This is a genomic window from Paenibacillus selenitireducens (assembly GCF_002021565.1).
Classification (GTDB): Bacteria; Bacillota; Bacilli; order Paenibacillales; family Paenibacillaceae; genus Paenibacillus_K; species Paenibacillus_K selenitireducens.
In genome coordinates this window covers 14302-41115 of record NZ_MSZX01000012.1, presented here as the reverse complement: position 1 = coordinate 41115, position 26814 = coordinate 14302, and the positions used below count along the sequence as shown (strand labels likewise).

16 protein-coding genes are annotated in these 26814 nt (G+C 47.6%); 14 read left to right on the top strand and 2 right to left on the bottom strand.

From position 1 onward, the window contains the following. Nucleotides 1–137 precede the first annotated feature (137 nt). The 12 genes from BVG16_RS25050 to BVG16_RS24995 all read left to right on the top strand — a co-directional run bounded on the left by BVG16_RS25050 (nt 138) and on the right by BVG16_RS24995 (nt 21280). Nucleotides 138–2378 carry a beta-galactosidase trimerization domain-containing protein gene (locus tag BVG16_RS25050; protein WP_158081784.1) on the top strand — a complete coding sequence of 747 codons (2241 nt, stop codon included), beginning with the start codon at nt 138–140 and terminating at the stop codon, nt 2376–2378. Then, nucleotides 2366–3145 (top strand): SDR family NAD(P)-dependent oxidoreductase, encoded by a 780-nt coding sequence (locus BVG16_RS25045; protein WP_078501942.1) that lies wholly within the window; start codon nt 2366–2368, stop codon nt 3143–3145. Before BVG16_RS25050 ends, BVG16_RS25045 begins: the two co-directional genes overlap by 13 nt. 25 nt (nt 3146–3170) lie before the next feature. Continuing rightward, nucleotides 3171–4268: a mandelate racemase/muconate lactonizing enzyme family protein gene (locus BVG16_RS25040; RefSeq protein WP_078501941.1), complete on the top strand. Its 1098-nt coding sequence runs from the start codon at nt 3171–3173 to the stop codon at nt 4266–4268. A gap of 34 nt (nt 4269–4302) precedes the next feature. Next, on the top strand, nt 4303–6612 hold the full coding sequence (locus BVG16_RS25035; protein WP_078501940.1) for a glycoside hydrolase family 95 protein: 2310 nt from the start codon (nt 4303–4305) through the stop codon (nt 6610–6612). A 133-nt stretch (nt 6613–6745) separates the two neighbouring features. After that, on the top strand, nt 6746–9037 hold the full coding sequence (locus BVG16_RS25030; RefSeq protein WP_078501939.1) for a helix-turn-helix domain-containing protein: 2292 nt from the start codon (nt 6746–6748) through the stop codon (nt 9035–9037). Nucleotides 9038–9230: 193 nt separating this feature from the next. Further along, complete coding sequence (locus tag BVG16_RS25025) at nt 9231–10136, top strand: ABC transporter permease (RefSeq protein ID WP_233147165.1); 906 nt, start codon at nt 9231–9233, stop codon at nt 10134–10136. Nucleotides 10137–10152: 16 nt separating this feature from the next. Then, nucleotides 10153–11049, top strand: coding sequence for a carbohydrate ABC transporter permease (locus tag BVG16_RS25020; RefSeq protein ID WP_078501938.1), 897 nt, complete (start codon nt 10153–10155; stop codon nt 11047–11049). 56 nt (nt 11050–11105) lie between these two features. Further along, nucleotides 11106–12752, top strand: a complete 1647-nt coding sequence (locus BVG16_RS25015; RefSeq protein ID WP_078501937.1) for an extracellular solute-binding protein — start codon at nt 11106–11108, stop codon at nt 12750–12752. Nucleotides 12753–12835: 83 nt separating this feature from the next. Further along, entirely contained in the window at nt 12836–15208 is a 2373-nt protein-coding gene (locus BVG16_RS25010) for a glycosyl hydrolase family 95 catalytic domain-containing protein (protein ID WP_158081783.1), read from the top strand. A gap of 52 nt (nt 15209–15260) precedes the next feature. Next, entirely contained in the window at nt 15261–15542 is a 282-nt protein-coding gene (locus tag BVG16_RS33465; RefSeq protein ID WP_144027484.1) for a hypothetical protein, read from the top strand. Between the two features lie 53 nt (nt 15543–15595). After that, nucleotides 15596–20098 carry a X2-like carbohydrate binding domain-containing protein gene (locus BVG16_RS25000; RefSeq protein ID WP_078501935.1) on the top strand — a complete coding sequence of 1501 codons (4503 nt, stop codon included), beginning with the start codon at nt 15596–15598 and terminating at the stop codon, nt 20096–20098. A gap of 63 nt (nt 20099–20161) precedes the next feature. After that, nucleotides 20162–21280, top strand: a complete 1119-nt coding sequence (locus BVG16_RS24995) for an SGNH/GDSL hydrolase family protein (RefSeq protein WP_078501934.1) — start codon at nt 20162–20164, stop codon at nt 21278–21280. Between the two features lie 66 nt (nt 21281–21346). Here BVG16_RS24995 and BVG16_RS24990 read toward each other — a convergent pair whose 3' ends face one another. Together BVG16_RS24990 and BVG16_RS24985 are read right to left on the bottom strand one after the other, a co-directional pair. Beyond that, nucleotides 21347–22240 (bottom strand): carbohydrate ABC transporter permease, encoded by an 894-nt coding sequence (locus BVG16_RS24990; RefSeq protein ID WP_078501933.1) that lies wholly within the window; start codon nt 22238–22240, stop codon nt 21347–21349. 19 nt (nt 22241–22259) lie between these two features. Beyond that, on the bottom strand, nt 22260–23231 hold the full coding sequence (locus tag BVG16_RS24985; protein WP_078501932.1) for an ABC transporter permease: 972 nt from the start codon (nt 23229–23231) through the stop codon (nt 22260–22262). A 179-nt stretch (nt 23232–23410) separates the two neighbouring features. Here BVG16_RS24985 and BVG16_RS24980 point away from each other — a divergent pair, with 179 nt between their 5' ends. Both BVG16_RS24980 and BVG16_RS24975 read left to right on the top strand, forming a co-directional pair. Then, entirely contained in the window at nt 23411–24961 is a 1551-nt protein-coding gene (locus BVG16_RS24980) for a response regulator transcription factor (RefSeq protein WP_078501931.1), read from the top strand. Next, a complete protein-coding gene (locus BVG16_RS24975) occupies nt 24939–26708 on the top strand; it encodes a cache domain-containing sensor histidine kinase (RefSeq protein ID WP_078501930.1) in 1770 nt (589 codons plus the stop codon). The genes BVG16_RS24980 and BVG16_RS24975 overlap by 23 nt, the downstream gene beginning before the upstream one ends. Nucleotides 26709–26814 lie beyond the last annotated feature (106 nt).

Sequence of the window (26814 nt, the reverse complement as noted above, 5' to 3'; positions counted from 1 at the left end):
TGGATGGTTGGTCAAATACGATATCCATCACCAATGATACAATACATGATAAATGAAGTGAAAGACAACTTACATGAATAGCGGATAAAAATATAACTTCGTGACAACGCATCATTGGAGCACAAAGGAGAATGGACATGGGGAATTGGATTGGCCGCACGTTTCGTAAATTGCACTTGGATTATCACCAACCGGCTTGGATGGAGGGGGTAGCGGGCGCATTTACGCTAGAAGAAGCACGCAAGCAAGCTGGCATGTTTAAGGAAGCGGGCATTGAAGCGGTAGAGTTTTTTGCTTACGACCATTATGGTCACGCTTTCTATCCGTCACGGATTGCTCCGGTACATCCGAATCTGAAGAGTGATTATACCGGACTTATGTCTCGTGCATTGAAAGAAGCGGGGATTCGCACCATTTTGTATTTGAATGCTTTTACAACCATCCATTTGCATAAAAATCACCCTGAATGGATGCGCCGCAATGAAGATGGGACGATGCCGCGGGGCGCCTGGCTGCAGCATGACGCATCTCATGTATGCATCGCCACGGGATATTTAAAGGAATACTTTTTGCCATTGTTGCAGGAAGCTGTGCGTCGTCATGAGCCAGACGGAATCTGGATCGATGCCGGCAGCTGGATGGTGGAATATCCTTGTTATTGCCAAAGCTGTCATGAGCGATATAAGGAGGATATGGGCTGCGAACTGCCAACCGGTCCGATGCCTGAAGCGGGAGTCGAGCTGGACCATCCGGATTGGATTCGGTGGCGATTGTGGCGGCGCGGATTAATTGCTCCTTACGTGAAGGATTTGATCCGCACGATCAAAGAAATCTCTCCCGAGACCTTGGTCGCTGAGAACAACTTAGGGAAATATTTTTACGGCGTGCCGAAGATAGAGCAAGGTCAATTCGTAAAATGGCTGACGCCACGGGAATTGGGCTTGGATTGGTTATCCTGCGATCCGGTTCATTTCGGTGCGAATCATGAAATGATCTTTAGCCGCGAGGGAAGGTATCAGGCGACGACAGGACTGCCTTTCGATTACATGAATGAACGGTTTCATGGATGGGGCGAATGGCAGATACGTTCCCACACGGACTGGAAGTTGGAGATGGCCACCATTCTTGCCGTGGGAGCTCGCGGTTTCTTCGCTGATCAACCTTATCCGGATGGAACGGTAGAGCCGACCGTATACCGAGACCTTAAGCAAGTCTACTCGTTCGTGAAGGATCGGGAGGCATTTACGTTTGGCGCGCAGCCCGTACCCGAAGTGGCGGTTCTTGCTAGCCTTGCATCTAACGTGCTGGGTCCTACGGCCGGAGCGGAGTGGGGGCGGGATAAGCACTGGGGAGCTTTGCCGAAATACCGTACCGACCGGGTCGACGGGGCATCGTTATGGTTAACGGAAGCAGGTATTCAGCATCTCATTTATGACGAAGAAACGCTCCGCAATCAAATAGATCGCCAATCATTGGTTATCATTCCGGACCAGTGCCTATTGGAAGAGGCAACGATTACGGCACTTGAACAATATGTGGAAGCGGGCGGGCAGCTGATTGTAACAGGGCGTTCGGGGTTGTGGAACGAACAAGGCGAACGTCGAGCGACAGATCCATTCGCAACCTTGTTAGGGTTGTCGCGAACAGGCGTGTTGCCTGCTCCGCTTCATTATTGGCGGGCAGATCCCAACATGGCCGCACATATGGAGTATGGCCAAATCCGGTTACAGGCGTGGGGAACGGCGATGGAGCTCGCGATGGGCAACGCCGAATCGCTCGCGGATTTGCTTGAACCGGTGGACACGGTATGGCGCAGCGAAGCAAGAGAACGCTCCGATTGGCGGCATTACACCACGGTTGGCGCCGCACCGGCGGGGGCGAAGGTTGCCGCATCAGCGGTGACGCTCCACGCATATGGCAAAGGCCAAGCGATGTATCTGAACGGAGATTTATTCGCGTTATATTATCTGGAAGGGCACCGGCTCATTCGGGAGTGGCTAACTTCTTGCCTAGATATCATGCTCCCAGCGGCGGCGAGGAAAATCCAGGTTCGCAAGCCCTTGCATGTGGAGATGAACATGACTGAGCGGACAACGGAGGCAGGGCACGAAACAATCGTCCATTTCTTGAATTATTTTGCTCAGAAAAGACCCGGTTACGTGATTCACAACGAGGAAATTCCTCCGATCTATGACTTGGAATTCCGTATGCGCATGGACACGATGCCCACTCGAGTCGTCTTGCAGCCTGAAGGCACGGAACTCGTATGGGATTGGGACGGAGAACACGTGAACGTTCGTATTCCATGTCTAGAACTGCATGCCATCGTTCACATCCAAGGATCGAATGCGAAGGAGGAAGTCGCATGCGGTTTGTAGATAAGGTTGTCATTGTCACGGGCGGTGGTTCTGGGATCGGCGAAGTTAGCGCGGAAAGGTTCGCTGAAGAGGGCGCGCAAGTTGTCATTGCAGATTGGAATGAAGCTGAAGCGGAGCGAGTAGCGACGAAATTAAATGAAATGTATCCACGAAGTGACGGGGGGATACGTGCTATCGCGATTCAGACAGATGTGTCTCGCGATGGTGATGTAGTGAATCTCATAGCCAAAACATTGCAAGCATTCGGTCGGCTCGACGTGCTGTTCAATAATGCAGCAGTTATTCTGCCCAAATATTTGGAGGAGATTGAGGAATCGGCCTTTGATCGCCTGATTCAGGTCAATTTGAAAGGGGTCTATCTGACGGTGAAGTATGCCATCGCGCATTTACGCCAAACCCGCGGGTCGATCGTGAATATGGCGTCGCTGAACGGTATCACGGGTCAAAGGAAAAATCCGGTCTACGCAGCCAGTAAAGGCGGGGTCATTGCGATGAGCAAGTCGCTCGCGTTGGATTACGCTTCTGATGGCGTGCGCGTAAATTGTGTATGTCCTGCGGGGGTGATGACCCCGTTGCTCGAGGCCTGGACACAGCAGCAAGCCGACCCTAAGGCGACCGTGCAAGCCTTGAATGACATGCATGCATTGGGACGGCCCGCATCATCAGAAGAAATTGCGCAGGCTGTATTATTTTTGGCGTCGGAACAGGCCTCATTTATTACGGGGGTTGCCCTGCCTGTTGAGGGCGGCGCATCGTTGGGTTATTAAAATTCGATCTTAGGAGACTTCCGAAATGAAAATTACAAAAGTTGAAACCTTTGTGCTTCATGTACCTATCAACCCACCGATTACGGATGCGATCAATGTTGCGACCCACTGGGGACTTTCGGGGGTGAAAATTCATACAGATGAAGGTTTCGTGGGATACGGGTATACCGGAACCTGCGGACATGGCGACGATATGATCGTGGATACGATTGACCGTTATTATGGGCCTGAACTGATCGGCAAAGATCCTTTTATGGTCAAGGAAATTTGGGATACCTTACGCTTTGGTAAAATGCATTGGATTGGCCGGGCGGGTATCACGCATATGGCACTGGCTGCCGTCGATATCGCGTTGTGGGATATTATGGCCAAAGCCTCGAACCAACCGCTGTGGAAATATCTCGGTGGCCATAAGTCGAAAGGAATAAAAGCTTATAATACGAACGGCGGTTGGTTGAACTGGTCCAAAGAACGGCTGCTAAAGGATGTTACCGATATCGTGGAACAAGGCTTCACAGGGGTGAAGATTAAAGTTGGGAAGGCCGATCCCCACGAAGATTATGATCGCGTACGAGCCGTTCGAAAGGCGATCGGAGATCAGACGATCTTCATGATTGACGTTAATCAGCAATGGAATATCAACACGGCGATGACGTGGGGCAAGAAGTTGGAGGAGTTCGACTTGTTCTGGTTGGAAGAGCCGTTGAATCCCGACGACATTCTGGGACATAAGAAATTAGCGGATGCCTTGAACGTACCTATTGCGCTAGGAGAACATGTGTACACCAAATACGCGTTCCGTGATTACATCAGTCAAGGCGCCGTAGAGTATTGCCAAGTCGACGTGACGCGCGTAGCCGGCATTACCGAATGGCTTCAAGTCGCAGGACTAGCGGCTGCGTATGATATTCCCGTATGTCCGCATGTGGGCGATATGGGACAGATTCATCAGCACTTAGTTGCGGCAACGCAGGGAGCGGTTATGTTGGAATATATTCCATGGATTCGGGATATTTTCGTAGAACCGGCAACGGTTAAGAACGGATTCTACATCCTTCCGGAGATGCCAGGCGCTTCAACCGAAATCATTCCTTCGTGCTTTGAAGCCTATCGCGTGAGATAAATTCATTCCACATACATGAACAGGAGGATACAAGATGAGCGAATTGAAGTTATGGTATACGCAGCCCGCCACTCAGTGGTCACAAGGGCTTCCAGTCGGCAACGGAAGAATCGGCGCCGTCATTTATGGGGGGACAGATGCAGAGACATGGAACATGACGGAGGTAACCTACTGGTCGGGGAAATCCGAAGTCATTGCAAGCGGGTCAAAAGGAAAAGCTGATCTTGAAGAGATGAGAAGGCATTTTTTTGCGGGAGATTATGTGACGGGGGATCAACTCGCGAAGCAGCTGCTGCAGCCGGAGAAACAGAATTTCGGAACAAATTTGCCGCTATGCGACATCAAGTTCAATTTTGCCCCCGCAGGAGAGACTGAACAATTCGTACGTGAATTGCGGCTCGATCAAGCGATAACACAAGTATCGTATAAGGCGAATGGTACCATGTTCACGCGCGAGGTATTCGCTACGCATGCCGACGGTATCGTCGCGTCCCGAATTTGGGGAGATTCTCCGGGATCAGTTTCTTTCACAATGGATATCCAAGGACATACGGAATCTTTCCTGGTCGAGTCGGTGAACGGAGATGCGTTGAAATTTAGAAGTCAGGCGACGGAGCATGTCCATAGCGATGGAACATGTGGTGTATGGAGCCAGGGTCTCGTCAAAGTGGTAACTTCCGGCGGAACCCGTGAAAGCGTTGCGGGACAGCTCGTTGTATCGGGTGCAGATGAGGCTTGGATTTACTTAGCGGTGAATACAGACTACCGAAGAGATGACAATTGGACGGAGGCATGCGAACTTCAAGTGGAGTCTGCGCTAACCAAAGGATATGCACGTCTTAGAGCCGATCACATTGCGGAATACCGCCAGCTCTTCGACAGGGTGAGCGTACAGTTAGGCACTTCGGCACAAGAAGGTCTGCCCACAGATGAACGCATTCGATTGTTTAAGGAAGGGCAGATCGATGATCCCCAGCTATTCGCTTTATTCCTGCAATACGGGCGCTACTTGACGATCGCTGGATCCCGGGCCGATTCTCCGCTGCCGCTGAACTTGCAAGGCATATGGAATGATGGCGAAGCCTGCCGTATGGGTTGGAGTTGCGACTATCATCTCGATATCAATACGGAAATGAATTATTTCCCGACCGAAGTGACGAATCTAGGGGAAAGCCATCTTCCGTTGATGCGATACATCGAGGATCTCTCGCGGGCCGGGCGTTCTACAGCACGGGATTTCTATGGAAGCGATGGCTGGGTTGCGCACGTATTCTCCAATGTATGGGGGTTCACGGTGCCGGGTTGGGAGACGTCTTGGGGACTCAATGTCACCGGTGGACTATGGATTGCGACGCATCTGATCGAGCACTATGAATTCAGCCAGGATCGGGAGTTTTTAGCGCAGCAAGCGTATCCCATCCTGAAAGAAGCTGCCGCATTTTTCTTGGATTACATGACGGTACATCCGAAGTACGGGTGGTTGGTCACGGGTCCATCGGATTCGCCGGAAAACCATTTTTATCCTAACGATCGAAGCCAAGGCATCCAGCAATTATCTATGGGAACCACGTTGGATCAAGTGCTTGTGCGAGATTTATATACTTTCTGTCTGAAATCGGCGGAATTGTTGAATACGGACATTCAATTTCAAGAAAAGCTGAAAGAGGCGATCGCCCTATTGCCGCCGCTTCAGATTGGCAAGAAGGGACAATTGCAAGAATGGTTGGAAGACTATGAAGAGGCCCAGCCGGAGCATCGGCACCTGTCTCATATGCAAGCCTTGTATCCAAGCCATCAGGTGACGCCGGATGGGACACCCGAATTAAGTGCCGCCGCCAGAGTTAGCCTTGAGAATCGGATGGTTCAGGACGAGCTTGAGGATATTGAATTCACAGCAGCGCTCTTTGGACTAAATTTTGCCCGGTTACATGACGGGGAGAAGGCATACAAACATATCTCTCACTTAATTGGGGAATTATGCTTTGATAATTTATTGACCTATTCCAAATCAGGAATCGCAGGGGCTGAGACCAATATTTTCGTCATTGACGGGAATTTCGGCGGTACAGCCGCCATTGCGGAAATGCTGCTGCAGAGTCGTCCGGGTGAAATACATCTGCTGCCGGCCCTGCCTCAAGCATGGTCCACGGGAGCGGTTACAGGTTTGCGGGTAAGAGGGAATGCGGAAGTAGATATGGCGTGGGCGAACGGTCAAATGGTAGAAACAACGATCTATGCGCATGCCAAAGGAAATATCACGGTTCGTTTGGGGAATGAAAGGGTATCGCTTGACGCTGAAGCAGGCGGTGTATACACGTTGAATAGCCAATTGCAAGCCATCTAAATTTAGCGAAAAGCTATACATGAAAGACAATCGCAGCAATCCAGGGGGGCTGTGGTTGTCTTTCCTTTGCAGCTAGGGTATTTTCATATTAGGATTTGAAAACGCTACCATATAGATAGGGGATGGGTTGCTTGTGCCTCGATATGCAGGAATATTTCGGAAGTTTTTAATATCTTATTTGTTGATTTTGATCATACCTAGTCTTGCGGGATATGTATCTTATCGCACATCCATAATGGTTACGGAGTCGATGTCGATTGAGAACAGCGTCACGGAGCTTCGGAAAAGCCAAGAAATACTCGAACGAAGAATGGCCGAGGTAGAAGGATTCACGAGACAGCTGGCATTGAATCAAGATTTAAATGTGCTTATGAGTGAAGACGCCGTGAACGGGAGAATGAATGTGTACGGCATGTGGGATCTCATGAAGCAGGTGATGCCGTTTAGTCAAACCAATGATTTTTTGCAGAACTATTTCATTTATTTCAGCAATTACAATGTGATTCTATCAAAAGGGTCGACGTATCGCCCGGAATACTATTACGAGGCTTCACATTTTAAGCATATGACCTGGGAAGAGTGGGAAGAGACGCTGTTGAACCAAACGCATCGCAGCGAAATTCTACCGCTCCAACCCGTAACAAGCGACGGGAAAGAATATGCGGCCATCACCTATATGCAGTCGCTGCCGTTAGCTAGTTTTAGCGGATCTTCTCCGGCTACCGTCGTGGTCATGATTGATGAGAAGAATATATCCAATCTGCTCTCAGGCTGGAAGGAGCGTTATGGGGGTTGGACGTATGTCCGTGATACGGAAGGAAATCCAATCAGCTTGCAGGGCATCGGCCAAGCCGAGGTGGAAGAGATGTCCTCGGACCCGCATTTCAAGCAAACGAAGCAAAGCCAGTATTATAAGGATGATCTGGTCATTACGATGCAGTCCAAGACGAACGGTTGGGTATATCAAGCAGGGATCCCGAAAGAGATTCTGATGGCGAATGCGAATAAGATCAAACATATCACGTGGTTGGTTACAGGCGCCGCCTTGCTTCTCGGATTAATGGCAGGCCTCTTATTGTCTTATCGGAACAGCGCGCCGCTTCATAAGCTGCTAACCGTGATGAAAGAGCAATTCGCGAAAGACGGCGTGACCGGCCGCAATGAGTACGATTTTTTGCACGGCAATATCTCGCATATGATCACGAAGAATAAGCGGCTGGAGATGGAGCTTACCCGCCAGCTTCCTATGATTCGGGACGGATTCCTGAAGCGGCTAATCATGGGGGAATTTCACACGGGAGATGAGATTTTAGCTGCAGCGGCGCAAGCCAATACGGTATTCCCCTCGAATCAGGGGTATGTGGCCGTTCTGCAAATTAACGGCTATGCAGACATGGACAGCGTGGAAATATTGCATGAGCTGCATGCTGCCCGATTGATTCTGACGCAGATGATCGAAGATCGGAAGGAACCGATTCATTTAACGGATGTAGGCTCGGATCGCATGGTCATAATTTATATGAATCCGAGGGAAGATGCGAATGTAGACAGGGGCCGCTCGCACATGGAGGAGATATTTGGAGAGCTGCTTCGCATGGCCTACGGTGAATATAAACTCAAGATTACCGTGGCGATCGGAGAAGCTTTCCCCACCATTCAAGAGATTACGCATTCATATGAGCAAGCGAAGCAAACCTTGGAGTATGCGGTTCTGAACAATCGGGGACACATCGCATGGTTCAGTGATTCGAAAGTCGAGAGCGGAAGCTATTATTATCCGATGGACATTGAGCAGCGGTTAATCAGTACCATCCGGGCAGGAGACAGTGAAGAAGCGAGAAAGATCGTCAAATCCATCATAGATAAAAATATGGGTAACCAGCATTTATCGATCGAAATGAAGCTGCAATTGGTAGGCGAGATGCGAGGGTCGCTTATCAAACTGATGAATCAGAAAATCTTTGCGGAGTCTTCTTTATACGATAAACTTCATCATCAAATCATGAGCATTCAACCTGCGAACGAGATGTCCTCCATTCAAGAGGAGATCGAACATATTATTATGGATTTATGTCGTGTCATTATGGGGAAGAAGAATCATAATCATGCGAAAATGATCGAGCAGATCAAGAGTTATATCCTCTTGAATTTTGCCGATCAAGAATTGAATTTATATCGGGTGGCGGAGCAAGTGGAACGACCTGAGAAATACATTTCGCAATTGTTCAAAGATGTGACGGGAACGAACCTTTCGGATTATTTGGAGCAGGTCCGAATGGAAGAGGCCGTTCTCTTATTAACTCACAAAGATTATACCGTGGATGAAATCTCCTCGCGCGTTGGATACAACAGTTCACACTCCTTCCGCAGGGCCTTCAAACGAGTGATGGGGGTCTCCCCAAGTTCCTACCGGCAATCGATGTAGTTTCATTCCTCCCGACTGCTTGTCGCAGTTGGGATTTTTGTATTCTCTTCGGCGAAGTGAACCTTCAAATTCGGGATTCCTGTACGCAAAAAAACCGATTGTACCTACCGTGCAGATCTGTGATTCTACTACAATGAATCGTGTAGAAAGCGCTATCACACATCAAGGGCTGCAATGCCGAGGGGGGATTGTTTTGGACGTCGCAAGAAAGAGTTTTATCAAGCATTGGCAGTTGTATCTGATCGTGATTCCACCGGTTCTGTTCTTTGTTATTTTCAAATACTATCCGATGCTGAATGCCGCGCTTGCTTTCAAAGACTATAACGTGACGAAGGGAATATGGGGAAGCCCGTGGATCGGATTCAAAAATTTTGAGCTGTTTTTTGAGAATCCGATGTTCTGGACGCTGGTGAAGAACACGATTTATATCAGCCTATATCAATTAGCTGTAGGATTCCCGATTCCAATTGTGCTGGCCTTAGCACTGAATGAAATACGAAGCGCAAGGTTCAAGAAGCTTGTCCAGATGGTAACCTTCGCCCCTTATTTTATATCCACGGTCGTTATGGTGTCGATGATCATGTTGTTCCTGGCACCGCGGCTTGGGTTCTTTAATACGGCGATGAATGCCTTGGGCATGGACTCGATTAACTTTCTGGGCGAACCTAGCATGTTCCGATCGATTTATGTCTGGTCTGATGTCTGGCAATCTGCTGGATATGCTTCCGTTGTTTATTTAGCCGCCCTAGCGGGAATTGATCCTGTACTGTATGAAGCAGCCAAAGTAGATGGGGCATCGCGCTTTCAGAAAATTCTTCACGTGGATTTGCCAGGGATCCTGCCGACGATTACGATTATTCTCATTCTGAACGTCGGGAGCATTATGGGGCTGGGCTTCGAGAAGATTTATCTGTTACAGAACCCGCTAAATACGGCTACGTCCGAAATTATTTCGACGTATGTGTACAAGATCGGTTTACTTAACGCCAATTACAGCTTCGCGACCGCGGTTGGCTTGTTCAATTCGTTGATCAATTTATGTTTGTTGGTCTTCGTCAATTCGTTAGCCAAACGGATCTCGAATAATAGTATTTGGTAGACAAGGGGGGGTTCGCATGACTTCGACGCAATATTCGATTCGAAATTCCATAGGTGACCGCGTATTTTTGGGTGCTATCTATGTTGTCCTTACACTGGTGCTAGTTATCGTGTTATATCCGCTTATTTATATCTTAAGCAGTTCAATTAGCAGTCCTGCGGCAGTATCGTCCGGTAAAGTTTGGTTATGGCCCGTAGATATTTCATTCAAGGGTTACACGACATTATTCCAGAATCCGCAGATTTTGACGGGTTACGGGAATTCGTTGTTCTATACGGTGGCAGGGACGTTGATTAGCGTGACATTAACAATCATGATTGCTTATCCGTTATCGCGTAAGACTTTCTATGGTCGCAATGTTCTCATGATGATCATTACGTTCACGATGTTGTTCGGCGGCGGGTTGATCCCCACGTATATGGTCGTCAAACAAATGGGCATGGTCGATACGCGCTGGGCGCTGCTCATTCCGAACGCCATCTGGGTGTGGCAAGTGATCATAACCAGATCCTTTTTTCAATCCTCCATTCCCGATGAGTTGGTTGAAGCCAGCGAATTGGATGGCTGCCGCGATCTCCGATTCATCTGGAGCGTCGTCATTCCGCTGTCCAAACCGATCATTGCGGTATTGTTCCTGATGTATGCGGTCGGACAATGGAATGCTTACTTCGATGCGCTGATCTATCTGAAGTCGGATCATCTCTTCCCACTTCAACTGATTCTCCGAAGCATTATTATTCTGAACAATGGATCAGGCACGATGGATGCGATGCAGATGGTGGAGAAGCAGCAAATGGCTGATTTGTTGAAATACTCGTTGATTGTCGTGGCAACATTACCTGTGCTGTGTATTTATCCATTCGTACAGCGTTATTTTGTACAAGGAATGCTGGTCGGTTCCGTGAAAGGCTGACCTATGCTTCGTGGCACGGGATTCACAATATAACCATTAAAAGGGAGAGGCTACATGTGAAAAAGAGAGTCGTTAGCTTATTGAGTCTGGTCATGGTTGTGAGCTTGCTGCTTGCTGCTTGCTCGCAGAAGAATGAGGCGTCCGAAACAGGGTCTTCAACGGATACAAGCGAAGCGGGAGGACAAAAGCCTGTAGAAATCAGTATCTTCGCGCAACAGGAATCGGGCATTGACCTTATTAACAATGGATTTTCGAAATTTCTAGAGAATAAGTTCAACGCGAAATTTAATTGGCAGATCATCCCGACGGACGGTGCCAAAGAAAAACGTCAAATCTCGCTTGCTAGCGGGGACTATCCGGATTCCTATATGCTGACAGGCTACATTGATCAATTTTCGCAAGCGGATGTGCTAAAGTACGGGAAACAGGGCGTCATTCTTCCATTGAATGATTTAATCGATCAATATGCCCCTAACATCAAAGCGGCGATCGAATCCAATGAATCCTTGCGGAGTTTCGTGACCGCGCCAGATGGCAATATCTATGGTCTGGTCGCGTACAGCGAATGTTTCCATTGTTCCTATCCGAACAAAATGTGGATCAACACGAAGTGGCTTGAAAAGCTCAAGCTGGAAATGCCTAAAACAACGGAAGATTTCAAAAAAGTGCTGGAAGCCTTCAAGAACAATGATCCGAACGGCAATGGCAAAGCAGACGAAGTTCCGCTCAGCGGTTCCACGGAAGACTTCGGTGTCCGTATTGTTCCATACTTAATGAATGGCTTCATCTATGATGACGATAACAATTACTTGCAGTTGGCTAACGGTAAAGTGGATACGGTAGCGAATAAGCCGGAATGGAAGGAAGGGCTTGCTTACATTAAGTCCTTATACGATGAGGGATTGATCGACTCCGGAGCCTTTACGCAAAATGCGGAAGCATTCAAAAAAATCGGCGAGAACGCCAATGATGAAATCCTTGGTGCCGGTGCCGGTATGCATCCAGCCATCTTCGTTGACAAGCGGACGAAAGATTATAACCCATTGCCGCCATTAACAGGGCCGTATGCTTCTTATGCTACGCATAATGGCAGCGGGATCGCGCCGGGAGCGAAGTTCGTTATTACGAATAAAGCGAGCAAGGAAGCTCAAATCGCATTGATTAAAATGGTTGACTTCATGTACACGCCGGAAGGTCAGACGATTGCCATAGCAGGTCAGGAAGGGGAAGGCTGGAGGAAACCGAAAGAAGGCGAGGAAGCGCTGGGTCAAGGCGTAACGCCGCAAATCGCCTCCATTCAGTATGAAGAAGGAAAAGGGCCTAAGAACTATGCATGGAGCGGGATGGGCCATATCTATATGACAAGGGAATACCGTGACAGCTATGTAGCTGCGAAAGATATTTATGCGCCAGACGGCTATGAGCGCAGATTATATGACGCTACATTATTGTATGAAGGCAAAGAGCCGAAGGAATTATTCCCGTATTGGGCCATTTGGATGGACCCGACGGAAACGGACGAAGCGAGCATGCTTCAGACCAATATTAAGAGCTACATCGAGCAAAGCACCCTTCAGTTCATTACAGGCAACAAGGATCTGAACAAGGATTGGGACAGCTATGTGAAAGGGTTGGATAAATTGAACGTCAACCGCTATCTCGAAATCATGCAGAAGGCGTATGATACAACATTTAAAAAATAAGAGAAGACCATCCGCTCCCACTTTTTAAGTGGGAGCGGATGGTGTTTCTAAGCGACGAAATGAATGTAGGGGAGGTTGTCTTGTTGAATACATTGGAACAAGTACGCAAGCATGCGTTATCGTATGATCGGCCTGCTCCGAGTTTTTTTGAAGGGGCGCTGTTGGGTAACGGAGGTTTGGGGGCGGTCGTTACGACGCGCCCAGATGCGGTTGTCATTCATTTTGGCCATAACAATGTCTGGGACATACGGATTGCAGAGAACAATCAAGAGCAGATCGGTACCTTTGAGCAATTATTTGCGCGGTTGAAGGAGATTCCTGAACATTTTGCATCGCTAAGCGATGACCCTTGGTACCGTGATTATGTGAAGGTAGCCAGTGAAAACTATAGTTTTCCGTATCCACGTCCGATGCCTTGCGGCTCCTTGCTGTTAGGATTTGACCGGAGAACGACAGAGGTTCTGGGACATACGCTGCATATTCACCATGGACTATGCGAAATCGACTTCCTCGTGGAAGGCGTAAGAGCTACGCTGCAAGTGTTTGTCGATCAGGAAGCGGATCGTCTGCACATAGCGATGAAGGATAACGAATTGCTCGTACCTACACCGAATCTATTCCATCGGGTGAAGCTTATACCGGATCCTGAGACGCCATCGGAATTGCCGGCTCTGGAGGCTATCGTGGATTCCGCCAATAAGCAGCTGTCGTTCCGTCAAATTCTTCCCTTCTCATGTGATGAAAAGGAGATGTGCCAAGGGCATCCGCAGGATCGTGCATTTCGATTATCTGCACGTGTCTCGCAAAGTATCTCCTTTGAAGAAGGTGCTGACAACTTAGAAGCTAAGCTCGGTTTAGAACCGGGATTCCTGATTACGGTCGCCTTAGATGAGGGGATGAATGCGGAGGTGCCACAGGCAACCGTGCCCATTGATTCTCCTAATCAATCGGCTTTCGCGGATCGGTTCGGCGCAGCGGAAGGTTTTTGGAAGGCATTCTGGTCTCGCTCCGGCGTCATGCTTGAGGATTCGTTTTTGGAACAAGTTTGGTATCGGAATCTCTATTTCTTTAACTGTTCCGTGAAGCCGGAAGCTGCTTGCCCCGGGTTGTTCGCGAACTGGAGTTACGGCAAGATTGGTGCGGAATGGCACGGCGATTACCATATGAATTACAATACGCAGCAGCCGTTCTGGCTCTCTTTCTCCAGCAATCATGTAGATAAGCATCTCGCTTATGTCAATATGGTCGATCATGTACTGCCTGTCAGTCAGAAATGGGCGAGCGAATATTACGGGCTGCGCGGGGCCTATTATCCGCATTCCGCATACCCCGTGAAGATGAACATGATGCCGTATCCTGTACCGCACTGGGGGTGGGAAGTATGCGAGACGCCTTGGACCGTACAAAGCCTCTGGTGGCATTATCTGTATACGATGGACCGTGCATTTTTGAAAGACCGTGCTTACGGGCCGATGAAAGAGGCTGTGTTATTCATGGTGGATTATATGCGGCGTCCCGATGCTAGTGGAGCGGGATGGAACGATGACCGTTATCATATTTACCCGACGGTCGTTCCCGAGTTGTATGAACTTACGCCAGGGTTTCAGAAGAATAAGGATTGCATCGTTGATTTAACATTGACGAAGTTTTTGTTTCAAGCATTTATCCAAGCTTGCTCCGTCTTGGAACGGCAGGACGAAGAGCAGGAACTGTTGGGCCAGGTAAGGGATATTCTTGATAAATTCCCGGACTACCCGACAGCAGCATCGAAGCGGGGGACCGTATTTGTTTCGGTCCAAGGGGAAGATCCCGAAGTCGTATACAACGTGCCGAATGGGATCTCAACGGTATTTCCGGGAGAAGAACACGGATTGCATTCTTCTCCCGAAGATTACGAGATTGCCGTAAATTCGTATCGTAATCATCGCAATGAAGGCGGCAATGAACTCGTATTCTATTCTATGGCAGGAGCTAGATTGGGTCAACTTGATCTGGAACGGTTCAAACGTCAAATCGCCTATTGTATGCTTCCGAACGGCACATGCACAGATCGATTGCTGGAAGCTGGAGGAAGATACGCGGATACGACTGATTTTGATTATATGAGTCCAATGGGGATATGGTTTGAGAACTTTGCGCTGTCGGCAGTGGTGAATGAATGTTTAATGCAGAGTTATAACGGGATGATTCGATTGTTCCCGAACTGGAATTTGGACGTCACTGCGGAATTTTCCACGCTTCGTGCTGTCGGCGGGTTTCTCGTTAGCGCGAAGGCAGAAGCTGGGGAAATTGTGTGGATGGAGGTTTATAGCGAAGCGGGTGCGCAGCTTCAATTCTACAATCCTTGGAACGACAGCGTGAAATGTATCCAGGGAGAGGAGGAGATCATACGGCATGGCAGCATCATCACGCTCGATACGGTTGTGGGAGAAACGGTTCGTGTAGTCAAAGCCTAGGTACTGTCATTTCATCATCCATTTTTGCTGAATATAAGAGCATCTTTTGCGGTTGAAGCAATGGATGCTCTTTGCATGGAAAGAGGCGTCCAGTATCAATATTGAACCGATGAGCGGGAAAATGGGATGGTACACGGGTAAATTGTACCCTGCAGGAGCGGGGAAACGGGATGCTTTTTATGAAATTGCACCTACCTGCGAACGTTTAATTCCCCTATCATCAGGCATGAGGAAAGCGCTATCACAACGCAGCAGCTGTCTCGCAAGAAAGGAGGAGGGGAAATCAAAGATGACATCATGTGAAGTTTCGAGCTATGGCGGGGGACGCAGCTGATGAATCAAGCATGAGAAGGCTACAATTTTCGAATAGCAAAGGAGAAAAATGAGATGAAGAAGCTGAATGCAACGAGAATGTGGCTGTTGGTTATCGTATTCATCACGACTCAGGCGGGGATCCTGTTTCCTTCTACCCCGATTGCCCAGGCAGCCGATAATAGATTGGCGAATAAGCCTTACATGGGCTGGAGTAGTTACAGCCAGCAGGTATATCATACCGGCAGTTGGATAACTGCCGACAATATCAAAGCGCAATCGGATGCCATGCATAAGACGCTGCAGCCGCATGGCTATACCTATATCAACGTGGATGCGGGATGGAACGGCAGCATGGATGAATACGGCAGACCTATCCCGAGCACGACGTTATATCCGGATGGGCTTCAAGACGTCATTGATCATGTACATAACAATGGTCAGAAGTTCGGTCTTTACATGATTCAGGGGTTATCTCCTCAAGCTTATGATGATAATTTGCAAATTTACGGCACGGAATGCCGAATGCAGGACATTGCAGTGCATCCCTTGCAGAAGTCGGATTACTGGGGGCTTGGATATAAGATTGATTTCTCGAATCCTTGCGCGCAAAAGTATATCGATTCTATTGCCGAAAAACTCGGTGAATGGGGCGTTGATTTTATAAAATTCGATAGTGTGACACCAGGTTCCGGTATTTCCGATCTGTCCCTGGATGCCCGTGATGATGTTAAAGCTTGGTCGCAGGCGTTGGCTCGTCATCAGATTTGGTTTGAACTATCTTGGGCGCTGGATATCAACTATGCAGATCTATGGAAGCAGTATGCGAATGGATGGCGCGTAGATTGGGATATCGAATGTTATTGCGGATCAGGCGGTTTGACAGCTTGGCCGAATATAGCACGGTTATTTCCCAAGGCTGAGCAATGGTGGCGCCATGCGGGTCCTGGAGGCTGGAATGATTTTGATTCCTTGAACGTGGGCAACGGTGCCATGGACGGCATAACCCAAGATGAGCGCCGTACGGCCATGACGTTCTGGTCGATATCCGCTGCGCCTATATACATTGGGAACGATATGACGAAGTTGGATGAATACGGAATTGAACTCTTAACGAATGATGAAGTCATTGCGGTCAACCAAGCGGGGAGACCCGCACATCCTGTATCCATAGATACGGAACAGCAAGTATGGTATGCGAATAATGGGGACGGTACCTACACGGTCGGGTTATTTAATCTCGGAAGTGAAAAGGCAACGGTATCTGTCAAATGGAATGACATAGGTTTAGAGGGTTCCGCCTCGGTCCGTGATCTTTGGAGTCATACCGAGTTAGGTACGTTTAACGACGGATATCAAGCATTGGACGTCCCCTCCCACGGATCGCGATTGTTCAAGGTGACGGCGTTGGATGGCGCAGTTTCGGTGAACGATGATGATACTGGCATGAGATATCAAGGGGAATGGGTGCGTAACGGTGGTCATGAATTGCCGGTAGATACACAAAATCTGGTGATCGACGTCATTGATTCGGAAGTCGAGAACAGTACGATCAGCCCTACAACCGCAAGTTTTGACAAACGAGCGTCTGAACAGGCTGATGTCACGACAACCTTGACGTGGAATGCCAATCATGAGGTCAGCCGGATTTCGCACGGGGACAAGGATTTGGTGTTAGGGACAGACTATTCGGTTACAGACAATATTGTTACGATTAAGAAGGAATATTTAGCGGTACAGCCTGTCGGTACGACAACCCTTACGTTAACGTTCCCCATCGGGGCGCCGCAGCAATTTGTGATTAGCGTGGAAGACACGACGGTTCGGGACAGTCAGATTAATCCGCCAGTCATCAGCTATGATTCGAATGAGCTGGATATGTCTGATGTTAAAGTTACGATGGCGCTTCACGGCAATGTGCTTAAGGAAATCAAGAACGGTGATGTGGCTTTAGTGCTTGGCACGGACTATACGGTCGCAGGCAACCAGCTGTTCTTGAAGAAAGCGTATCTTGCATCCTTGCCGAAGGGAATGTCTCAGCTCACATTGAAGTTTAGCGGCGGGGCAGCACAGAACCTGGCGGTAGCGGTTAGGGACGCGTCGAACGGCGGAACGGTCTCGCTGAACGATGATGATGCGGGCATTAAGTATACAGGAGCTTGGAACCGCAGCTATAACAGAGGGCTTGGGGATTATGGCGATGACGTTCATTTTGCTGAGAAAGACGGCGATTATTTCGAATACACGTTTCAAGGCACGGGCATTGAGATAATAACGGAATTGGATCCGTCGCAAGGTGAAATCGATATTTACATGGACGGTGTTTACCAGCAGACGGTAAATACGTCGAACGCCGGCCGGTTGGCACAACAAACCGTGTACGCGATCACGGGATTAACGGATGGCACGCATACGTTCAAAGCGGTGAAGAAGTCTGGGACCTTCATGCTGCTGGATCAACTGCGATTCAGCGTTCCCGATCTCATCACGCCTGTGACAGCGAGCTTTGATAAGTCAGGTGCGGAGCAAGGAGATATTTCCGTAACAGTCGCAACCTATGACTATAAGTTGAACAGCATCACTAACGGGGCAACAACCCTGACAACAGATGTGGATTACACAGTATCGGATTATCAGGTCCTATTAAAGAAATCGTATCTCGCATCGCAACCGGTGGGCGTTACCCCTCTCACCTTCTCGTTCAGCGGAGGAGCAGCTCAGTCTCTTGTAGTAACGATCGAGGACAACGCGGCACAGAATAGCATCTTGGTACAATCGGAAGCCGATTTTGATAAGAAGGTTTCGGAACAGACGGATATAACGGCCCATGTCACATGGAACGGCAATACATTAAGCAGCATCACGCATCAGGGCACGGCCCTTGTGCCTGGCAAGGATTATACGGTGGTTGAAGATCAAGTGATTGTGAAGAAAGAATACCTTGCGACACGGGCAGTTGGGACGGCCCAACTGAAATTTACGTTTAGCGCGGGCGCTTCGCAAACCTTGAACGTCACCGTACGCGATACGACAGCGCCGAACAGTACCCTTCTTCCTACGGCGGTGAGCTTTGATAGGAATGTGGCGAAGCAGAACGATGTCACGACGACGTTAGAGTTGAATGGCAATACGCTGATCGGCATCAGCAATGGGGAAGAGACGCTTGAAGCGGGTGTGGATTATATGGTTTCGGGCCATTCAGTCACCATTTTGAAAGCATACCTTGCTCAGCTTCCGACAGGCATGGCGAATCTGACGTTATCTTTTAATGCCGGGAAAGCTCAGACACTTGCCGTCGCCATAACCGATACGTCCAGAGGACGCTATGTATCCGTCAATGATGATGATCCAGGCGTACGATATACCGGCGCATGGCAGCATGGGCGAAATCGGGGGCTTGGGGATTATAAAGACGACGTGCATTTCACGGAGAAAAACGGTGATTATTTCGAATATACCTTCACAGGAACAGGTATTGAAATGATCACGGAGAAAGATTCGTCGCAAGGTGATATCGATATTTACGTAGACGGTGAATTTCAACAAACGATAAGCACGTATCAATCTGCTAGACAAATCGGGCAGACGGTGTACAATATTGCGGGGCTGCCTAACGGTGAACACACCCTAAAAGTCGTGAAGAAATCAGGCTACTACATGCTGCTCGATCAATTGAAATACCGTGTATCGGATTTCATCACACCTGACACGGCACAATTCCATAAGAATGGAGCCCATTCCGCGGACATCCAAACGGAGCTTACTATCGATGGAAGTAACCTGCTGCATATTTCGCAGGGCAACATCACCTTGAACGATGGTAAAGACTACAAGGTGTCCGGCGACAAGGTGACGATCAAAAAATCCTTTTTGAAGCAAGCGCCAGTGGGCACAAATATGTTGACTTTCCATTTCCGCGGCGACTATCAGAATGACGTACATGTGACAAAGCGGAACAACGATTCGTTCGAGTATACGTTCCAGGGAACAGGCATTGAGTTTCTTACGGCTAAAGGTCCGGATCAAGGCCAAATCGATATTTACGTGGATGGCAAGTTCAAGCAAACCGTGAACACGTATCATTCCAACCGCCAAACGGGGCAAAGCGTCTTCCGCCTCTCCGGACTAACGAACGGCACGCACACAATCAAAGGGGTTAAACGCTCTGGTTCAATCATGATCGTGGATCAGTTGAAGTTCATGGTTACATTCCCGAAGATCGTGAATGATACAGACCATGCCATCGATTACACAGGATCTTGGACACATAGTACGAATCGAGGATTCGGAGATTACCAAGATGATGTACATCTTAGCCAAAGTTCGAAAGCAACGCTGGAATATAAGTTCAAAGGATCCAGCGTCGAAGTGATCATGGAGAAAAGCGCTGAGCAGGGGAACGTCGACATCTACGTAGATAATAAATTTAAACAAACGGTGAGTACGTATAGCCCGGATCGACAGGTTCAACAGACAGTGTATAGCCTAACGGGATTATCCAAAGGCTCCCATACGATCAAAATCGTCAAGAACACAGGAGATCTCTTCATTTTTGATGCATTCAAAATAACGGAATAATTGCAAGCCCGAGCCCTCCTGTACATCAAGGAGGGCTTGGGCGCAGCTAGAGGAGCGGTACGTATGGATATGAAATATGAATTACGGGCGAGCATAAGGAAGGGACTGCCTGTGTTTATGGGGAAATTGAAACGTGGTGAACCTGTGACGGCTGCATTCCTTGGGGGTTCGATTACCGAAGGAGCAGGGGCTTCAGACCCGGATGCAACGAGCTGGCGAGCGTTAACAGAGAACTACTTAAAGGAACGTCTTGGCGAAGAACGGGTGACCTGTATCAATGCTGGGGTTGGAGGCACGAACTCGACCTTCGGGGCTCACCGCTTCCAAGAGCATGTATTGCAGAAGGGAACCGTTGACATCGTATTCGTTGAATTTAGCGTCAATGATGATCTCGATCGAGTCGAATCCATTCGGGGGATGGAAGGGATTGTTCGGCAGTGCCATCGATTGTCGCCGCATACGGAACTGTGTTTCGTCTATACGGCGGCAGATAAGAACTTAACGGACCGTCTTCCTTTTAACATTGCGGTTCATGAAGAGGTGGCATCGTATTACGATATTCCTTCGGTGAATTTCGCTGTGGAAATTTATGAACTGATCCTTGCCGGACGTATGCAATGGGAGCATTTGGCCCCGGATCATTATCATCCTCATGATGAAGGTCATGCTCTGTATGCCGATTATATTAGGGATTTTCTGCAGACCTTGGAGTTTATCCAAGATGAAGATGCCAGAACTCCTTCAAGCACGCTGCCCCCTATGGAGTCATCGAACTATGAATATGCAATGATGACGGGTGTCAGGGAAGTGACGGAATATCGAGGTTTTCAATTCGCTCATCTCGATGATGAACCGCGAATGAACTGGCGATTTCATACGGAGCATCTCTTGACCTATGCAGCAGATGCGTCGCTCACGTTCAAGGTCCATGGGCAGAGCGCGGGGATTTGCATGCTGTGCGGTCCCGATACGGGAATCTTTGAATACGCCATAGATGAGGGGCCCTTCCAACCGATGAATTTGTTCGATGATTGGTGTAAGATCGCTTATCGTCCGGTGATTGCGATGTTTCCTATAGCGAAGGAACGCAAGAATATGACCATTACGGTCAGGAATACGAGTCTTAAGGATAATCGAAGCACAGGCACAAGCCTTCGTATCATGAAATTATTTTCGAATTAACAGGGAAAAAGGGGCGAACCAAAGGTCTATGACAGACCTCGGATCGCCCCTCTTTAGGGTTCGAGTTTAGCTCTTGATTGCGCCCATCATCATCCCTTTAACGAAGTACTTCTGAACGAACGGATAGACGAGGACGATTGGCAGTGTCGCTACCATCGTTACTGCCATACGAATGCTTTCGCTGGATACCGGAACGCGGGTAGAGCTTTGCGCAAGCTGCTGTGCATCCGACATCATGCCGGCCGTTTGGAATTGATTCAATATTTTAACCATAACGGCTTGCAGTGTTTTTAACTCAGGTTTGTAGGTATAGATGTAAGAGTCGTACCAGGAATTCCAGTGCCCGATGGCAAGGAATAATCCAATGGTTGCGAGAACAGGAACGCACAGCGGCATGACGATGCGGAAGAAGATTTGCAAGTCATTAGCCCCGTCAATTTTGGCGGATTCTTCAATCTCGCCTGGAAGCTGCTCAATAAAGGTACGAACCAGAATCATTAAAAATACACCGATCAGACCCGGGAAAATGAACACCCAGAAGGAGTCGATTAACCCGAGGGATTTGATAACCATGTACGTCGGAATGAGTCCGCCGCCAAAATACATCGTAAATACAAAGAAGAAGGAGAAGAATCTCCAGCCTAGCAAATGCCGCTTACTGAGAGAGTAGGCGAGCATAGAGATGCAGAAGATCGATAACGCTGTACCAATCACCGTACGCAATACCGTCACGCGAATCGCGCTCCAAATTTCCGGGTTGCGGAAGATGGTGAGATAACTATCGAAGGTCACTTCACGCGGCCAGAAGTATAACCCGCCCCGCAGCGTATCGGTCGCATCGTTCAGTGAAATGACGAGAATATTCCAGAATGGATAGAACGTGACGATAAAGATGACGGTTAGAAAAAGATATAGTGACGCATCAAAAATGTATTCGGCAATACTTTTTTTGCTTCTCATGCATGACCCTCCTCGTTGACTAGAATAATGATTGACCGTTAACTTTTTTGGCTGTGAAATTGACAATGCAGACGATGATGAAGGCTACAACCGAACTGAACATCCCTACCGCAGCAGCGTAGGAGAACATGCCGTTCTGAATACCGTACCGGAATGAATACGTCGACAATACATCGGAGTAGTCTTTTGTCAGTTCATTACCTAGCAAGAAGTGCTGGTCGAAACCGGCATTCAAGATGCCGCCGAGCGCGAGAATCAATAGAATGACAATCGTCGGTTTTAGATGCGGAAGCGTAATGTAACGTATTTGCTTGAACCGATTGGCCCCGTCCACTTTCGCAGCTTCGTAGAGTTCAGGATTAATAGCTGAAATCGCTGCCAAGTACATGATGGAGCTATATCCCATATCCTTCCACGTGTTGCCGATCGCGACGATCCACCAGAAGTATTTCCCGTTTTGCAAAAATAAGATGCTCTCATTCGTGATGTGGAAAAATTTGAGAATTGCATTAATTACGCCGTCAGATGACAGTAGAGTTACGATAATATTCGCGGCAATAACCCAAGAGATGAAGTAAGGCAAGTAAGAGGCTGTCTGCACCGTTTTCTTGAAGCTTACATTCTTGATTTCATTGATTGCGATAGCGATAATGATCGGCATCGGGAACGAGAAGCATAACGTAATTAACGTGGAGGCGAGCGTATTCCGCATGACCTTCAGGAAGTCCCCGTTCGTAAAGAAGTATCTGAACCATTCGAACCCTACAAATTCACTATGGAACAAGGTTGTCCAGAACCCGCCTAGGTTAGGTTGATAATTGACAAAAGACATATACAAACCAACCATCGGCGTATATGCGAACAAAACAGCCCATATTAATGCGGGCAACATCATGAGAAATAGATATTTTTGCTCTTTAAAGACCGTCCAGAGCTTACGTCGAGGGATCTTTAACTCTCGTCCATCGTGTACGTTCATGTTTGTTTGCATGTATGACACCTCGCAGTTTCTTGTTATATTAAAATTATAAGACGCCCAAAAAATAGATGTCGATATGACAATGTTCCGAATGATGCTTGAAAATAACTTTCATTTTGAAAAGGGATTCAGAAACCGGTATCAACAACGGTATAATGTACATAGAAGTTGACGAACAAGGAGTGAACATCATGTATAGCATATTTCTAGTGGATGATGAAGAGATTGAATTAGAAATGATGCGCGACATCATTCGTTGGGAAGAGATGGGGATTTATGTGGCGGGAACGGCGATCAACGGCAAAGACGCCATGGAGAAAATACAAGTCATTCAACCCGATATCGTGCTGACGGATGTCCAAATGCCGATCATGAATGGCATCGAATTAGCGAAGCAGGTGACAGAGCAGTTCGATTGGATGAAGATCGTCTTTTTAACAGGTCATGATGAGTTTACTTATGTAAAATCTGCTTTGAACGTAGGGGCAGTAGGTTATTTATTGAAACCGCTTGATCTCGATGAGATCGCAAACGTGATGATACGGGTCAAAGAAAAGTGCGAAGAAGTTCGCCTCAAAAATACATCCATCCAAGTGACGAAATCAAATATTTTGAAAGAACTGATCTATGAGAAGAATAAAGACCGCAAAGAAAACCTGATTGAAAGCTTCCATCGTCTAGAGCGAAGATCAGAACCGACGCAATACACGATGGTCCTTGTCAGCATTGACGACCATGTAGAGGAGCGGGAGATTTTCATAGAGGATGCGTTGAATCAGCTCCGTTCATTCACGGGCGAGTTCTGCAAGGAACGGCAGATTCTGTGGAATGATGTATCGCTGCGCGAAGGTGAAATGGCGATTCTGATGGATGCCGCCGAAGAAGGGATTGATCGAAAGTTCTGGACCGAGATGGCGCAGGAGATTCAGCAGACCTTGCCTTTTACGATCACGCTGGCTGTAAGCGAGCAGTACGAGCCGCTTGAGCATATTCATGTGTTATATGATCATACGAAAAAAGTGTTAGGGGAACTATTTTATTGCGGATACGGCAAGGTAATATTTGCTACGGATATCCAGGTGAACTTTGACAGCGATCAGATGCCGCCTTTTCCAGAGAATAAGTTATTCGAAGCCGTTCAGCAGCTGGAAGAAGAGCAGGTCGTTCCGATTTTACAGGAGTATTTTATACGGCTCGTTCGGCTTCGGATACGCAAGAAGTACATTTATGATTGGGCGCTGGATCTGATCGAACGTTTTCATGAGCAAATTCGCAATCAGAATACGGAGACGAGTCCGGCGGGGACACGGGCGAATTTATACCATTCCATCTATGACTGCAGCACGATTTATGAAATCGAAGAGGCCGTCGTTCAAATTTTGAAACATACGATAGATTCGATGAAAGACCGTTTTACGGATAAGAACCAAAAATTAGTGCATCAGGTGAGCTCGATTATTCAGCAGACATACCATGAGCAAATCACGATTACGAGTTTATCAAGCCAAGTCTACCTGTCTCCGAACTATTTAAGATCTATCTTTAAAGAGAAAACCGGTGTGACGATCCATGATTATTTAACCCGAATCCGTCTGGAGAAGGCCAAAGAGATGCTCTCAGATCCATCGCTAAAAGTACAGGATATCGCTCAAAAAGTAGGTTACGAGAGTACGTCCTACTTTATCTCTTTATTTCTGAAGAGCCAAGGAGTCACTCCGAATGAATATCGAAAAAACCTATAGCAAGCTGCGTTTTTGGCGATCACTAGAGCATAAAACAAGATGGATTACAAATTTGAGGCTGCGAAATAAGTTTATCTTGATTTTTTTGATTTCGATTATCCCGTTTTTCGGCCTGATCTATTATTCTTATACATCGACGAGAGATCAAATTACGGAGCAGACCTATGCCAGCCTAAGCGGAACCTTGAATCAGATTAACACGAATATCGAGAATCGCTTGGACTATTATCATCAGTTATCCAACATTATGTATATGGATTCGCAGCTCCGCAATTATCTGTCGAACAATTATGAGCAAGCTTTTTATTACCTGGATGCTTTTGAATATATTAACCGGCAATTTTCTTCCATGCTGGCTTTGAACACGAATGTACGGGGCATCACCATCTATATTGATAACAAAACGCTGTATTCGGACGGCGAATATATCCGATATACGGAAGAACTCCCTGAGACCGTAAGGAAGCTTGCGATTGAAGCAGCAGGAGACACCGTGTATACGCAAACGGATGACCATACCATTATGTTGGCCCGTTCACTCAGTTATTTCAGCTTGACGCATCCCTATGGCATATTAATCATTCAGATTAGCGATGCCGAATTATACTCGTTAATCGAGAAAGAGAATAATAACAAGAGTGTCTATATTATTGATCAGACCGGCAGGGTCATTACGACCAGCGATAAGAGTCTCGGGTCCAAGCGCTTATATGATACCTTCCCCATCGAGGACGAGCTTCAGTCTAACTTTGGAAAGTTCGATAAGCAGGTGAATGGCGAGGGACGGTTTTTTACGTATAAAGAACTTAGTAATGGATGGAGAACCGTCATTACGGTGCCTTATCATGAGCTGCTCGCGAATACCAACAAAGCAACGACAAGGATTATATGGATATCGATTATCACTTTTGCGGCATCCATTCTATTAATCTATTTGACGACGAAGGTTATTACGAAGCGGATTGAGAAGCTGCTCCTCCATATTCGGAAAGTGGAACGAGGTAATTTTCAGGGTTCGGTACAGTTCATGGGGCATGATGAAATTGGGCAATTGTCGTTCGCCTTCAATAAGATGGCTTTGAAGATCCAGGATTTGATTGAGGATGTGTATGTGAAGGAAATCTCGACGAAAGAAGCGGAATTAACGACACTGCAAGCACAGATCAATCCGCATTTTTTGTACAATACGCTGGCATCCATTTCTTCATTGGCGCTGAAGGAAGGCGGTACGCAGGTATATCAAATGGTGAATTACCTGGCAAAATACTACCGGATTTCATTGAACAAAGGCAAACGCATCATTCTGGTGAATCAAGAGATTCAGTTGGTGAAGAACTATATTGCGATTCAAGAGATTCGGTTCCGTGGCATGCTGCACATGCATTATGATCTGGATGAGGATTTGTTCAAATTTACGACGATCAAGTTGATTCTCCAACCATTTATCGAGAACTGTATTAACCATGCGATATGTCATGAATCAGGGATCAACATCATCGTGAAGCTTCGGGTGGATGGCGAAGATATTCTGTTCCAAGTGATTGATGATGGGGCAGGAATGTCCCGAGGACATGTAGAAGATGCTTTTCAGAAAGCGAATAATTTATCGGGCTACGGGATTAAAAATGTGAATGATCGCATCCAGCTCACATATGGAGAACAGTATGGCGTGGATGTGTTTAGTCGGATTGGCATCGGGACAACCGTGACCTTGCGTATTCCGAAACGGTATAGCTATGAAGTATAGTAACCGCTCGGTGAACCTATTTATCTAGCCTTAGGGAAATAGGTTTTTTCGTCCCTCGAAATGAAAGACGTTTTCCACTATGAATAATAACATTGCGGTATAGATT